This is a genomic window from Pseudonocardia sp. NPDC046786, assembly GCF_040645415.1.
In the GTDB taxonomy this organism is placed as follows: Bacteria; Actinomycetota; Actinomycetes; order Mycobacteriales; family Pseudonocardiaceae; genus Pseudonocardia; species Pseudonocardia kongjuensis.
Window position 1 is genome coordinate 207,753 of sequence record NZ_JBEYYF010000002.1, and the last position, 13,254, is coordinate 221,006.

Consider the following 13,254-nt stretch of genomic DNA (forward strand, 5'->3'; position numbering starts at 1 on the left):
GCTCACCGGCCGAGCCGGGCGAGCACCGCGAGCGCGCGGGCCGATCCGGCACGCAGCGCGAGCCGGCGGGCCCGTGCGGCCGCGCCGGTGGCCTCCCCGGCGCGCCCGGCCCGGTGCGCGACGACCGCCTCCTGCAGGGCCTCCTCCAGCCGGTCGCGCAGCGGGACCCCGGCGGCCGCGCCTGCCGGGTGACCGTCGAGCTCCACGGTGACCGGGAGGCGCGCCGGGTACCGCTCCACCTCCGGCCCGTCCGCCGGATCCCCGCGATCCCCGCCGTCCTCGCTGTCGAGCTCGGTGCGCAGGCGCTCGCGGCGCCGTGCCGCCCGCTCGGCGGTGCCGCGGTCGCCCGCCCGGTGCGCGGCCCCGGCGGCGAGGCCGTAGGCGATCCAGGCACGGTCCGGTGCATCGCGGTCGCGTTCCTGGTCGCCCGCCAGCAGCGCGGCGCCCGCGAGCAGCTCGGCCAGCACGCGCTCGCATTCCGGGTGCACGCAGTGCTCCAGCAGGTCGCGCAGCTGCTCGACGAGCGCGGCGAGCGGGCCGTGCGCCGCCGCGGTGCCGAGCCGGGCGTCCAGCGCGACGATCGTGCGCAGCTGCTCGCGCAGCAGCCCGAGCTCGGTGTCGCCGAGCGCCGCGGCCCGGTCCAGTGCGGCGCGCAGCCGGTCGCCCGGCCCGGTCGCGCTGCCCGTCCGAGCCGCACCGGCCGTCCCGCCGGGGCCGGCCGGGGCGGCGGGCTCCAGGCCGAGCCCGGCGGGGGTGCTCCCGTAGAGCTCGGCCAGCAGTGCCCGCTGGCCGGGGGCCGGGGTCGCGTGCCCGTTCTCCCAGCGGGACAGCTGGGTCTTGAGGCTCCCCGGCCGGGCCGAGCCGCCCCCGGCACGCTCGGCGAGCCGGGCCAGCTCCCGGGCCGCGTGGGCCTGCGACCAGCCGCGGTCCAGGCGAGCAGCGCGCAGGAAGGGGGGCCCGCCGCGTTCCCGATCGCCGCCCATCCCGTCCCCGACGTCCACCGGCCCGATTCTGTCGGGGTGCCGCGCTAGCGTCAACGCCGTTGCCGCAACAGGGCGTCAACGGCGGCGCGCGGCGCGGGTGGTGCTCCGGCACCTGCGGCAGGTGCGTCGGCACGGGGGATCGGGAGTGTGCGGCATGGACCTGGTCGACTACGTCTCCTGCGTGGTGCTCGCGGGTGCGTCCGGTGCGGTCGCGGGATGGGCGACGGTGCGGCGGATGCTCCGGTCGCCGTCGCTCTGGCGCAGGCGGGGCATGCGGAGCTGGCCCGGTTACGGGCACGGGCTGCCCCCGCCGTCCCGGCGGCGGCGCCGCGGGGGCCGGGGATGAGCGGCCGGCGGCCGGGATCAGTCGAAGTCGCCTGCCGCGCGGCGGACGGTGCGCAGCAGTGCGGTGAGCCGGTCCTGGTCGGCGTCGTCGAGGCCGCCGAGGCCGAACTCGATGGCGGTCACCGCGGCGGTGGCCTTCGCCAGCCGGGCCCGGCCCTCGGTGGTCAGCTCGACCAGCGTCGCCCGGCGGTCGGTCGGGTGCGGGAGCCTGCGGACCAGGCCGTCGCCCTGCAGCCGGTCGACGATGTTGGTGACGCTGGTCGGGTGCAGCTGCAGCCGCTCGCCCATCACCCGCATCGGCAGGCTGCCGCGCCGGGCGAAGTCGAGCAGCACCAGTGCCTCGTAGCGGGCGAAGGTGAGCCCGAGCGGCCGGAGCGCACCGTCCACCTCGGAGAGCAGGATCTGCTGCACCCGCATGACGCTGGTGACCGCGGCCATGGTCCGGGACGGGCCGATCCGCTCCTCCCACAGGTCGGCGGCGCGCTGGATCGGGTCGAAGGGGAGCGACCCGCGAGATGCCATGGCGAGACGCTAGCAAGTGGACCCGGGCCACCCGGCGATCATGCGCGGTGGCATCCCGTGTCGGCGTGGCACTGTGGCGGCATGCTCTTCGCGTTCAGCATCGCACCGTCCGGTTCCGAGTCCGGGGACGGCGGGGTCAGCGCCGCGGTCGCCGAGGCGGTGCGGGTGGTCCGGGAGTCCGGGCTGCCCAACGAGACCACGTCGATGTTCACCACGATCGAGTCGGAGACCTGGGACGAGGGGATGGCCGTGGTCAAGCGGGCCGTCGAGGCGGTCTCCGCCGTGTCGCCGCGGGTCAGCCTGGTGCTCAAGGCCGACATCCGGCCCGGGCACACCGGCCAGCTGCGGGCGAAGGTGGAGCGGGTCGAACAGCACCTGCGCGGGGAAGAGGCGTGAGCGGCGGTCCCGACGCCCCGGGCCGGGCCGTGAGCGGCGGGCCCGGTGGCCCGGATCCGGCCGGGGCGCCCCCGCCGGGGACGGCGCGGGTGGTGCTCGTGCACGGGGCCTGGCACCGCGGCTCCTCGTGGGCGCCGGTCACCGCCGCGCTGGAGCGGAGCGGGGTGCCGGTGTCCGCGCCGGACCTGCCGGCCGACAGCGGCGGGTACGAGGACCAGGTCGCCGCGGTGCTCGCGGCGGCGGGCGCCGGCGCGGCCGCGCGGCCCGGCCCGGCCGGTGGGCCGGATGCGGCGGCGGGCTCCGATCCCGCCGGGGAGCCGGTGGTGCTCGTCGGTCACTCGCTGGGCGGGCTGGCGGCGACCGTGGCCGCAGCCCGGCTGGGCGCCGCCCGGGTCCGGGCGCTGGTGCTGGTCGCCGCGCTCGTCCCCGAGCCGGGCCGCCCGCAGCTGGAGCGGTTGAGATCGGAGGGCGACCTGATGGTGCCCGGCTACGACGACGGGATCCGCCGCGGCGACGGTCCGGTCACCTTCTGGCCGGACGCTGCGACGGTCGCGGCCGGTCTCTACCGGGGTGTCGCCGACGAGCTCGCCGCACGGACCGGGGCGGCGGGCGAGCAACTGGTCGCCGAGGCGGCGGACCGGCTGCGGCCGCAGGACTGGAGCCTGCTGCGGGAGCCGTGCCCGATCGAGGAGTGGCCCGCGGTCCGCACGGTGTCGGTGATCTGTGCGGACGACCGCGTGGTCGATCCGGCGGGCGGCCGCCGGGAGGCGGCGCGGGTCGGTGCGGAGCTCGTCGAGCTCCCCGGCGGCCACTTCCCGATGCTCACCCGGCCGGCCGCGCTCGCCGGGCTGCTCGCCGATCTCGCGGTGGGGACCGCGCTCCCGGCCCGGAGCTGATCCCCGGCCGCCGTGCCCGCCCCGGACACGACGACGGCCGGTGACGGGGACCCGTCACCGGCCGTTCGTACCGGCCGCGACCGCTGCCGGCCGCGGTGGTGCTGCCGTGCTCGTCAGGCGATGAGGCTGGTGAAGTGGTACACGCCGATCAGGATCGCCACGAAGCTGACCACCATGCCGATCTGGCCCAGCTTGGCGGTGGCCGGCTGGCGGAACGCCAGGAAGCCGACGACCAGACCGGCGGCCCCCAGGATCCAGGCGAACAGCGGCACCAGGAACCCGGCGATCACGGCGAGGGCGCCCAGCGCCAGCGACACGTAGGCGAGGGTCGGCTTGGCAGCGGTCTGAACGTTGCTCATCTTCTGGGAATCCTCCGTCGCGGCCGGCATCGGTCCGGCGTTCTCGCTCGTCTTCTCGGGGGCGCACCGGATCGGCGCCGCGGATCTCGCCGCCGATCCCGATGACGCAGGCCCTCGGTGACGCAGGGTCACCGTCGAGGCCCTGCACGGGGTTCAACGAGCGAGCGGAGCCGGTGATGCTCCGCCGGTCCGGTGATCGTGAACCATCCGTGCGCGGCCGCTGCCGCTGCGTGGTCCGGCGGCCGCCCGGGGCGGACCGCCGGCCGGGACCGCACCGGTACGCCGCGGGGACCGGCGGGGTGTGTCACGGCCGACACGCGTCCGTGCCAGGATGGACGGCGTGTCTCGTCCAGATCCTCGTCAGACGGCCCAGCGTGCGGCGATGTCCTCCGCGATGGCCGGAGCGGTCGACCTCTCGGGCCTGAAGGCGCGCGCCGACGCGGCCAACAAGCCGACACCGTCCGGAGCAGGTCCCGGCGGGCCCGGCGCCGCCGGTGGCGGCTGGGTGGTCGAGGCCACCGAGCAGGGCTTCCAGAACGAGGTCCTGGAGCCGTCGCTGCAGGTCCCGGTCGTCGTCGAGCTGTGGGCCAGCCGCTACCCGCGCGAGGAGCAGCTGTCCGCCGAGCTCGAGCGGCTGGCGTCCACCGGTGGCGGCGCCTGGCGCCTGGCCCGGGTGGACATCGACACGCAGCCCCGGGTCGCGCAGGCGTTCGGCGTCCAGCAGGTCCCGATGCTGGTGGTGCTGGTCGGCGGTCAGCCGGTGGACGCCGTCAACGGCGCGATCCCCGACGACCGGGCCGCCGAGTGGGTCCGCTCGCTGCTCGACGCGCTGCGCGAGCGGATGCCCGCGATCGCCGAGGGCGAGCGCCGGGCGGCGGAGGCCACCGGCGAACCCGCGGAGCAGGAGGAGGCGGAGGACCCCCGGTTCACCGCCGCCGAGGACGCGCTCGAGCAGGGCGACTACGCCGCTGCCGAGGCGGCCTACCAGGCCATCCTGGACGTCGAGCCGGCCAACGAGCAGGCCGCGGCCGCGCTCGCCCAGGTGAAGTTCCTGGCCCGCGCCGAGCAGGCCGACCCGAGCGCGATCGAGCGCGCCGACGCGAACCCGGACGACGTCGACGCGCAGCTCGCGGCGGCCGACGCCGAGATGGCCGCGGACCGCGTCGAGGCCGCGTTCGGCCGGCTGGTGAACACGGTGTCCCGCACCGGTGGCGAGGACCGTGACCGGGCCCGCGCCCACTTGGTCGGCCTGTTCGAACTCTTCCCGGCCGACGACCCGCGGGTCAGCACCGCACGCCGCGCGCTGGGCCGGGCCCTGTTCTGAGTCCGTCCCGGACCTGACACGGGGCCCGCTGTGACCCGACCGCACCGGCTGGTCCGCCGGGCCGCCCCGGCCGTCACGGTCGTCGCGCTGCTGACCGCGGCGCTGCTGCTCGCGTTCGGACCGCCGCCGCTGCTGCGGTGGATCCCGCATCCGGACGTCGCGGGCATGCACGTCGACTTCGACACCTTCTGGCACTCGGCGCGTGCGCTGGTCGAGTACGGGCCGGGCAGCTCGGTCATCTACGCCACCGGCGCCCGGCTGCACAACCTCAATCCGCCGCTGCTCAGCGTCCTGCTGGCGCCGTTGGGGGCGCTCGACGCGCTGACCGGCTACCGGATCCTGACGACCTGCTCGGTGCTGCTCGTGGCCGGTTCGGTCGCCGCGGCCGGCCGGGAGTTGCGTCTCGGCCTCGGCTGGACGCTGCTGGGGCTGGGCGCGGTACTGGCGTCGTCGCCGCTGCACGGGACGCTGCTGCTCGGCCAGATCTACCCGCTGCTGCTGGCCGGGATCACCGCGGGCTGGATCGCCGAGCGCCGCGGGCATCCGGTCGCCGCGGCAGTGCTGTACGGGATCACGGTGGCGCTCAAGCCGTCCCTGGCGCCGTTGCTGCTGCTCGCGGCGGCCCAGCGGCGGTGGCGGCCGTTCGCCGCGGGCGTCGGGGCCGCCGCGGTCGCGACCCTGGTGGGCGTGGCGGTCGCGGGCTGGTCGACGGCGTGGCAGTGGCTGACGATGGCGCTGGCCGAGCCGGTCGGCCCGACCCTGGACAACGCCTCGCTGCCCGGCCTGGCGCTGCGCTGGGGGCTCCCGGCCGCCGTCGGGACGGTGCTGGGGGCGGCGCTGCTGCTCGGGACCCTCGCGCACTACGCGCGGCGCACCGCCCGGTACGGGTCCGGGCTCGCCGCGGGCACCGATCCCGGCGGGACGGCCCCGTTCGCGGTGCTGGCCACCGGCCTGCTCGCGGCGCCCATCTCCTGGCACAACTACCTGCTGCTGCTCTGGCCCGGTCTGCTCGCGCTGGCCGCGTCCGGACGGCCGGGGGACACCCGGCGACGGGTGGTGGCGGCCCTGTTCGCGCTGGCCGTGATCCCGGTCGCCTGGGGCGACCTGTGGGCCGACGGCTTCCCGCTCAGCCCGCTGGGCCGCGCGCTCTACACCGCGGTGCTGCTGGCGGCCTGGTGGGCGCTGCTGCGGCCGGCGACCGGCCCGGTGCCGCCCGGGAGCGCGCCGGTGTCGCGACCGGACCGTCGCCCCGGGGCCGCGGGGGAGCCGGTGCGACCGGGCGCCTGAGCCCGGACCGCTGGTGGACCGTTCACCGATCCGATCCGCCGTGAAACGGCGATGTGTTCCGTTCTGCGGAAGAGGCGACCCCTCCTTACGGTGAGGTCTTGTAAAGCTCCTTGCTACCAAGCGCGAGGACGCGCGGCCGGACGTCGGCATCCGGCGGATCGAACGATCCGCCGGATGCGCGGACGGACGGCACCGGAAGGAGGAACGTGGCCCGAGTGTGGGTGGACGTCGATCGGCTCCCCGAGCCGACGGCCTGGGTCCCCTGGCGTCCCGACGACGACGCGGCCGGAGCGCCGGCGCGCGCGGGTGCGCCCCGTGCCCAGCAGCACGCAGGTACCGACGACCACCGCGCACCGGACGCCGCGGTCCCGGCCGAGCGGGCCGCGGGCGGCACGCCCGGCGCGCCGTGCCGGTGCCCGGCCTGCCGCTAGGAACCGTGCCGGTGCCCGGGGCCGGCGGTGAGGATCGTGCCGGTGCCCGGGCCGCCGGTGGAGGGGATCAGTCGGCCGACGACGTGCCGGTGTCCGACCGGCCGGTCCCGGAGCTCCCGGTCACGAACGACCCGTTGCGCACCGCGCGCGCCCCGATCGTCCCGGGCGCCGGGGCCACGCTCTCCGACACCGGGCCGGAGCTGTCGGAGCCCTCGGCACGGCGCGAGTCGTCGGTGCCGGGCGGATCGTCGGAGTCGCCGAGGGGGCCTTCGGTGCCGGGCGTGCCGAGCGAGCCGGCGGCGCTGTGGGCGCCGTTGGTCGCCCCGGCCCCGGTGGCCCCGTTCCACGGCCCCGACCGCACCGGATCCGGCGCAGCGGCCCGGTAGCCGTCGTCCGGCGTCGCGGGGGCGTCGACGTCGGTGGTCTCCGGCTCGTCGGGCAGCTCACCCGCCGGCAGCGGCGGCGGCACCGAACCGGACAGCGCGGCCGGGGCCGAGGTCACCGGCCCGCCGGTCTGCTCCGGCACCAGCCACAGCACGCCCGACGGCGGCAGCTGCAGCACCGCCGACGCCGGCTGGCCGTGCCACATCTGCTGCTCGGCCCGCACCCGGCCCAGGTTGCCCACCCCGGACCCGCCGTAGCCGGACGCGTCGGTGTTCACCAGCTCGGTCCAGTTCCCGGCGAACGGCAGCCCGACCCGGTAGTCCTGCCGCGGGGCGCCGGCGAAGTTCGCGATGCAGGCCAGCACGGTGGGCCGGCCGTCGGCGTCGACGCCGTGCCGCAGGAACGAGAAGACGTTGCCGGTGGCGTCGTTGGCGTCGATCCAGGAGAAGCCCTCCGGCGTGGTGTCGTGCGACCACAGCGCGGAGTGCCCCCGGTAGGCCCGGTTCAGGTCCCCGACCAGTGCGGTGATGCCGCCGTGCAGCGGATCGGTCTCCTGCAGGTGCCAGTCCAGCGAGCGCTGCTCGGACCATTCCCGGGGCTGGCCGAACTCGCCGCCCATGAACAGCAGCTGCTTGCCCGGGTGCGCCCACATGTAGGCGAGCAGCGCGCGGACGCCGGCCGCCTTCTTCCAGTCGTCCCCTGGCATCCGGGTCCACAGCGAGCCCTTGCCGTGCACGACCTCGTCGTGGCTGATCGGCAGCACGTAGTTCTCGCTGAACGCGTACATCAGCGAGAACGTCATCTGGTTGTGGTGGTAGCTGCGGTGGATCGGGTCACGCCCGGTGTAGTCGAGCGTGTCGTGCATCCAGCCCATGTTCCACTTCAGGCCGAAGCCCAGGCCGCCCATGTAGGTGGGGCGGGTGACGCCGGGCCAGGCGGTGGACTCCTCGGCGATCGTGACGACGCCGGGGTGCTCCCGGTAGACGGTGGCGTTCATCTCCTGCAGGAAGGCCACCGCGTCCAGGTTCTCCCGGCCGCCGTGCACGTTCGGCAGCCACTGGCCGTCGGCCCGGGAGTAGTCCAGGTAGAGCATCGAGGCGACCGCGTCCACCCGCAGGCCGTCGATGTGGAACGACTCCAGCCAGTACAGCGCGTTCGCGACGAGGAAGTTGCGCACCTCGTTGCGGCCGAAGTCGAACACCAGGGTGCCCCAGTCCGGCTGCTCGCCGCGGCGCGGATCGGCGTGCTCGTAGCAGGCGGTGCCGTCGAACTTGGCGAGCGCCCACTCGTCGCGCGGGAAGTGCGCGGGCACCCAGTCGACGATGACGCCGTACCCGGCCCGGTGCAGCCGGTCGACGAACCAGCGGAAGTCGTCCGGGGTGCCGAACCGCGAGGTCGGCGCGTAGTACGAGGTGACCTGGTAGCCCCAGGACCCGCCGAACGGGTGCTCGGCCACCGGCAGCAGCTCGACGTGGGTGAACCCGGTGGTGTCCAGGTAGGCGACCAGCCGCTCGGCGATCTCCCGGTAGTCCAGGCCCGGGATCCATGAGCCGAGGTGCAGCTCGTAGACGCTCATCGGCTCCTGGTGCGGCCTGCGGTCCGCGCGCGCCGCCATCCACTCCTGGTCGCCCCACTCGTGCACCGGCGTGGTGACGACGGAGGCGGTCTGCGGCGGGATCTCGGTCGCGTACGCCATCGGGTCGGCCTTGTCCCGCCAGCGCCCGTCCGGGCCGAGCACCCGGAACTTGTAGCGGGCACCGACCCCGACGCCGGGCAGGAAGATCTCCCAGATGCCGGAGCCGCCCAGCGACCGCATCGGCAGCGTCCAGCCGGCCCAGCCGTCGAAGTCGCCGGTCACCCGCACGCCGCCGGCGTTCGGTGCCCAGACGGCGAAGCTGGTGCCGGCCACCGGGCCGGACGCGGTGTCGTACTCGCGCACGTGCGCGCCGAGCACGTCCCACAGCCGCTCGTGGCGTCCCTCGCCGATCAGGTGCAGGTCCATCTCGCCGAGCGTGGGGAGCCAGCGGTACGGGTCGTCGACGATCCGCTCGGCAGCCGGGTCGTCGCCGTGCCGCACGAGCAGCCGGTAGTCGCCGCCGGAACCGGGGACGACCCCGGAGAACAGCCCGGCGTCGTGCACCCGCTCCAGCTCGTGGGCCAGCTCGCGCTCACCGTTCGGCAGCACGGCCACCGAGGTGGCGTGCGGCTGCAGCACCCGGATCACCGTGCCGTCGGCGTGCGGGTGCGCGCCCAGCACCGAGTGCGGGTCGTGGTGGGCCCCGCCCAGCAACCGGTCGATCGTCGCCCGGTCCGGCACGTGCGTCTCCTCCGTCGCCCGCGCCGCCGGGGTCGCTCGCGTCGCTCGCATCTCTTCGGAGGTCACCTGCGGAACCGTACTGGCCTTCGGCAGGAGCCGCCGCCCGCGGGGACCCACCGTTGCCCGATCGCAGTGCGGCCGCCTGCGTACGGCGTCAGCGGGGCCCTCCGGCCGGGTGACGCCGGCGGGTGACGGTGTCCGTCAGCAGACCCAGCAGGGCGGCCGCGGCGGCGTCCCAGGTCTGGGTCCGGGCGCGCTCCCGCACCGCGTCCGAGCGCTCCGGCCAGCACCCGGCCAGCGAGCGGACGGCGGCGGCGAAACCGGCCGGATCGTCCGGATCGGCGAACAGCCCGGCGTCGCCCGCGACCTCCCGGAAGGCCGCGATGTCGGAGACGACGACCGGGCAGCCGCGGGCCATCGCCTCCAGCACGGGCAGCCCGAAGCCCTCGTCCCGGGAGGCGGACACCAGCGCCGTCGCACCGTCCAGCAGCGCCCGGTAGCCGGCGTCGTCGACACCGTCGTGGAACACCGGGCGGTTCGGGGCGGCCAGCCGGACCAGCTCCTCGCGCACCCCGGGCGGGACCGGCGAGACCAGGTGCAGCTCGTGGTCGTCGAGCAGGGCCGCGGCCCGGGCCAGCGTCGCCACGTTCTTGTACGGCATGAACGACCCGGCGTAGACGATCCGGTTGCCCACCGGCCGGGTGCGCCGCGGCGTGCCGTCGGGGAGATGGAAGTCGGTGGCGTCCGGGACGACGGCGACCGGCCGCCGGGTGAGCCGGTGCGCGCCGACCAGATCGCCGGTCGCCCGCGACACCACGGCGACCGCGTCGGCCCCGGCCAGCAGCAGCCGCTGCGGCCACCAGGACAGGTGGTAGCCGCGCCACAGCGCGCGGACCGGCGCGGCCAGCCACGGCGGCGGCGTCCGGTGCCGGTAGTAGATGAGGTCGTGCACGGTCAGCACGACGGCGTAGCGCCGCCCGAGCGTGCCCATCGTCTGCATCGGGGAGAACACCACGGTGTCCGGATCGGCGGGTGCACCGCCCGCCCCGCCGAGCAGCCGGTTCACCCGCCGGGCGACGAACGGCTCGCCGGGCCCGGTGGGTGCGGGCAGGGTGTGCGCCTTCCGGTCCGGCAGCCCGTCACGCTGCCGCGGGTCGGACACCAGCAGCTCGACCGGGTGCAGCCGGTCCAGCGCCCGGACCAGGCCGGTGGTGTAGCGGCCGATCCCGTCCGGTGTGCCGGGCCGGATGTAGCGGCAGTCGACGAGGATCCTCACCGGGGCGATCCAGGGAGCCCGCCGAGGAACCCGGTGATCTCCCGGGCCGCCCAGGCCGGGGCCTCGTAGTGCACCAGGTGCCCGGTGCGCGGCAGCAGGACCAGCCGGGCGTCCGGGAACGCGGCGGCGAGCGCGTGCTGCCCGGCGACCGGCGCGACCCGGTCCCGGGCGCCGGCGAGCAGCAGCACCGGAGCGGTCACCCGCGGCGCCCAGGACCTCGCCGAGCCGGAGCCGGCTGCCCGGAACGCCTCCAGCAGCGACCGGACGTCGGCGAAGGTGCCGAACCGGGCCCGATGCTCGTCGGCGATCCAGTGCCGCAGCAGCGGATCGGTGGTGGTGGCCATGGTGGCCGTCGCGGCGTCGGCGAGCAGTCGGTGCCGCAGCACCCCGTCGAGCCGCAGCCGTGCGGCGCCCTCGTGCAGGAGCGCGGTCAGCCGGGTCCCGGCGCCGGTCACCCCGCCCGCCGCGGAGGCGGGCTCGGCGATCGGGTTGAGGAGCACCAGTGCGCGCGGCGCCGCGGTGGCGGCGGTGGCGGTCGCGACGACCGAGCCGAACGAGTGGCCGAGCAGCGCCGCGCCCGGCCCGAGATCGCGCAGCAGCGCGGCCGCCCAGCGGGTGTACCCGGCGACGTCGTGCGCGCGGTCGGTGAACGGCGGCGATGCGCCGAACCCGGGCAGGTCCGGTATGACGACCCGGAGGCCGGGCAGCCGCGCCGCCAGCGGTGCCAGCCCGTGATGGCTGCCGCGCAGCCCGTGCAGCGCCAGCAGCGGCGGCGCCGCCGGGTCGCCGACGGTGTGCACGACGGTCCGGGCGCCGTCGACGGTGCGCTCGGCGCGCCCGGTGCGCGGCGCCCCCACCCGGAGGGCGGCGGTCACCGCCGCGATCCGGTGCGCCGGTCGGCGGTGCGGCGGACCGGCCGCGGGCCGACGATCGGGGCGGCCCGGGAGCGGTACAGCACCTCGAACGCGTCGAGGGTGGCGTCCATCCCGTGCTCGCCCGCGATCCGCAGGCTGGCCTCGCCCATCGACGCGGCGGCGGCCGGGTCGCCGAGCACCCGGACCAGCCGCTCGGCCAGCGCGGGCACGTCGCCGTGCGGGTAGCGGAAGCCGTTCTCGCTCTGCCGCGCCAGGTGCGGCAGCGCGCCGGCGTCGACCGCGACGACCGGCTTCCCGGTCGCCATCGCCTCCAGCGTGACCAGGCTCTGCAGCTCCGCGGTGCCCGCGTTGACGAACACGTCCAGCGCCGCGTAGACGTCCGGGATCTCCTCGTCGGTGATCCGCCCGGTGAAGACGACGGCGTGCCCGACCCCGGCGGCGCGCGCCGCGGCGTGCAGCCGCATCCGCTCCTCCCCGTCACCGACGACGACCAGGCGCGCCTCCGGCAGCGCCTCCCGGACCAGCGGCAGCGCCCGGACCAGCTCGTCGACGTGCTTCTCCCGGTCCAGCCGCCCGACGAACCCGGCGACCGGGGCGGACCCCGGGATGCCGTGGCGGATCCGGAACGCCGTCCCGCGGCCCTCAGTGTCCGGCCGGAACCGGGACAGGTCCAGGCCGTTCGACACCGGCATCACCGGCCCCGGCACCCCGTTGCGCTCGGCCAGCGCCGCGGCCAGCGGGGTGGGGGCGGTGACCAGGCCGGCCCGGGCGAGCACCCGCGCCGCGTCCCGCCAGAACAGCTTCTTCAGCTGGGCCGGTGGCAGGTGCAGGAAGCTGATCGCGGGCAGGATGTTCTCCGGGATCATGTGCGTCGTCGCCACCGTGGGGATGCCCAGCTCCTGTGCCGCGGCCAGCAGGGCCCGGCCGAGGATCATGTGGCTCTGCACGTGCACCACGTCCGGCCGGACCCGGGTCAGCAGCCTGCGGGCGGTGTGCCGCAGGGCGAGCGGGACGCAGAGCCGGAAGTCGGGCGGTTTCGGCACCGGGAACGAGCGGATCCGGTGCTCGGTCAGCGGCCCCACCTCCCGGGCGGGCCGGCTGCGCAGACCGCGGGCGGGTGCCACGACGTGCACATCGTGCCCGCGCCCGGCCAGCCCGGCAGCCAGCCGGCGGGCGGCGTAGGAGGCCCCGTTGACGTCCGGGACCCAGGTGTCGGCCCCGATCAGGACGCGCACACGTTCTCCTTCCGCGAGGTCGTGGCGCGCACCCACAGTGCGCGCCCGGCCACCAGCCCGAGGCCGACACCGAGCCCGGCCACCACCAGGATCCACGGCCGGTCCGCCAGCTCGGCGGCGAACCGGCCGCCGACCGCCCAGCCGATCCCGACCAGCAGCGCTGCCCGGACCACGGTGGCGGGGACGACCCAGGCCAGGAACCGTCGGTAGGACACCCCCGCCAGGCCGGTGGCCAGGAACGCGGGGATGGCTCCGACGTCGACCAGTTTCGCCCCCAGCACCACGTGCCCGAGATTGTCCCTCACCCGTTCCCGCAGCATCTCCCAGCGTCCGCCGGTCAGTCCCAGCTTCACCAGGACGGGTGCCACCCGGGGCCGTCGGCCGGCCCGGCCGAGCAGGTGGAGCACGGTGTCGGCGACGACGTCGGCGACGGCGGCGACCAGCAGCACCGTCCACCAGTCGAGGATCCCGGCACCGGCGAGCGAGCCGGCCACCACGGTGACGACCGGCCCCTCCAGGAACACGCCGACGCCGAGCACCGCGAGGGTCAGGGCGAGCGTGCCCGGCCCGGGCGCGAGCATCAGCCCCAGCACGTCGTCCACGCCCGGGATCATCGGGTCTCCC

General features: G+C 76.4%; 13 protein-coding genes and 1 pseudogene. 6 read left to right on the forward strand and 8 right to left on the reverse strand.

Annotation, left to right across the window (positions count from 1 at the left end; translation table 11 throughout):
* Positions 1-2: 2 nt before the first annotated feature.
* Entirely contained in the window at positions 3-1,001 is a 999-nt protein-coding gene (locus ABZ881_RS02950; RefSeq protein WP_358481342.1) for a helix-turn-helix transcriptional regulator, read from the reverse strand.
* A 136-nt stretch (positions 1,002-1,137) separates the two neighbouring features.
* Here ABZ881_RS02950 and ABZ881_RS02955 point away from each other — a divergent pair, with 136 nt between their 5' ends.
* Entirely contained in the window at positions 1,138-1,329 is a 192-nt protein-coding gene (locus ABZ881_RS02955) for a hypothetical protein (RefSeq protein ID WP_344030458.1), read from the forward strand.
* Positions 1,330-1,346: 17 nt separating this feature from the next.
* On the opposite strand, the gene ABZ881_RS02960 is transcribed toward ABZ881_RS02955, so the two are convergent.
* The gene (locus ABZ881_RS02960) at positions 1,347-1,850 is read right to left on the reverse strand and encodes a MarR family transcriptional regulator (protein ID WP_344030455.1); all 504 of its coding nucleotides are present in this window, start codon (positions 1,848-1,850) and stop codon (positions 1,347-1,349) included.
* An 81-nt stretch (positions 1,851-1,931) separates the two neighbouring features.
* On the opposite strand from ABZ881_RS02960, the gene ABZ881_RS02965 reads away from it, so the two are divergent.
* Both ABZ881_RS02965 and ABZ881_RS02970 read left to right on the forward strand, forming a co-directional pair.
* Complete coding sequence (locus tag ABZ881_RS02965) at positions 1,932-2,246, forward strand: thiamine-binding protein (RefSeq protein WP_344030452.1); 315 nt, start codon at positions 1,932-1,934, stop codon at positions 2,244-2,246.
* On the forward strand, positions 2,243-3,142 hold the full coding sequence (locus ABZ881_RS02970; RefSeq protein ID WP_358481345.1) for an alpha/beta fold hydrolase: 900 nt from the start codon (positions 2,243-2,245) through the stop codon (positions 3,140-3,142). Before ABZ881_RS02965 ends, ABZ881_RS02970 begins: the two co-directional genes overlap by 4 nt.
* A gap of 113 nt (positions 3,143-3,255) precedes the next feature.
* Here the strand turns inward: ABZ881_RS02970 and ABZ881_RS02975 are convergent, their stop codons facing one another.
* Entirely contained in the window at positions 3,256-3,501 is a 246-nt protein-coding gene (locus tag ABZ881_RS02975; protein ID WP_344030447.1) for a hypothetical protein, read from the reverse strand.
* Positions 3,502-3,883: 382 nt separating this feature from the next.
* On the opposite strand from ABZ881_RS02975, the gene ABZ881_RS02980 reads away from it, so the two are divergent.
* The 3 genes from ABZ881_RS02980 to ABZ881_RS02990 all read left to right on the forward strand — a co-directional run bounded on the left by ABZ881_RS02980 (position 3,884) and on the right by ABZ881_RS02990 (position 6,543).
* Complete coding sequence (locus ABZ881_RS02980) at positions 3,884-4,825, forward strand: tetratricopeptide repeat protein (protein WP_358481347.1); 942 nt, start codon at positions 3,884-3,886, stop codon at positions 4,823-4,825.
* 30 nt (positions 4,826-4,855) lie between these two features.
* Complete coding sequence (locus tag ABZ881_RS02985; RefSeq protein WP_358481349.1) at positions 4,856-6,112, forward strand: glycosyltransferase family 87 protein; 1,257 nt, start codon at positions 4,856-4,858, stop codon at positions 6,110-6,112.
* 206 nt (positions 6,113-6,318) lie between these two features.
* Positions 6,319-6,543, forward strand: coding sequence for a hypothetical protein (locus tag ABZ881_RS02990; RefSeq protein ID WP_358481351.1), 225 nt, complete (start codon positions 6,319-6,321; stop codon positions 6,541-6,543).
* A 517-nt stretch (positions 6,544-7,060) separates the two neighbouring features.
* Here ABZ881_RS02990 and glgB read toward each other — a convergent pair.
* The 5 genes and pseudogenes from glgB to ABZ881_RS03015 all read right to left on the reverse strand — a co-directional run.
* Positions 7,061-9,244: pseudogene (gene glgB / locus ABZ881_RS02995) on the reverse strand (1,4-alpha-glucan branching protein GlgB); the annotation flags it as partial.
* Positions 9,245-9,398: 154 nt separating this feature from the next.
* Positions 9,399-10,520 (reverse strand): glycosyltransferase family 1 protein, encoded by a 1,122-nt coding sequence (locus ABZ881_RS03000; RefSeq protein ID WP_358481353.1) that lies wholly within the window; start codon positions 10,518-10,520, stop codon positions 9,399-9,401.
* The gene (locus ABZ881_RS03005) at positions 10,517-11,395 is read right to left on the reverse strand and encodes an alpha/beta fold hydrolase (protein WP_358481355.1); all 879 of its coding nucleotides are present in this window, start codon (positions 11,393-11,395) and stop codon (positions 10,517-10,519) included. Before ABZ881_RS03005 ends, ABZ881_RS03000 begins: the two co-directional genes overlap by 4 nt.
* On the reverse strand, positions 11,392-12,630 hold the full coding sequence (locus ABZ881_RS03010) for a glycosyltransferase (protein ID WP_358481357.1): 1,239 nt from the start codon (positions 12,628-12,630) through the stop codon (positions 11,392-11,394). The genes ABZ881_RS03005 and ABZ881_RS03010 overlap by 4 nt, the downstream gene beginning before the upstream one ends.
* A complete protein-coding gene (locus tag ABZ881_RS03015; protein ID WP_358481359.1) occupies positions 12,618-13,232 on the reverse strand; it encodes a hypothetical protein in 615 nt (204 codons plus the stop codon). Before ABZ881_RS03015 ends, ABZ881_RS03010 begins: the two co-directional genes overlap by 13 nt.
* Positions 13,233-13,254 lie beyond the last annotated feature (22 nt).

What these genes read in the sequence shown, in the direction of transcription:
- ABZ881_RS02955 (WP_344030458.1), top strand. Translation starts at nt 1,138, where the DNA reads ATGGACCTGGTCGACTACGTCTCCTGCGTGGTGCTCGCGGGTGCGTCC.
- ABZ881_RS02960 (WP_344030455.1), bottom strand. Translation starts at nt 1,850, where the DNA reads ATGGCATCTCGCGGGTCGCTCCCCTTCGACCCGATCCAGCGCGCCGCC.
- ABZ881_RS02965 (WP_344030452.1), top strand. Translation starts at nt 1,932, where the DNA reads ATGCTCTTCGCGTTCAGCATCGCACCGTCCGGTTCCGAGTCCGGGGAC.
- ABZ881_RS02975 (WP_344030447.1), bottom strand. Translation starts at nt 3,501, where the DNA reads ATGAGCAACGTTCAGACCGCTGCCAAGCCGACCCTCGCCTACGTGTCG.
- ABZ881_RS02980 (WP_358481347.1), top strand. Translation starts at nt 3,884, where the DNA reads ATGTCCTCCGCGATGGCCGGAGCGGTCGACCTCTCGGGCCTGAAGGCG.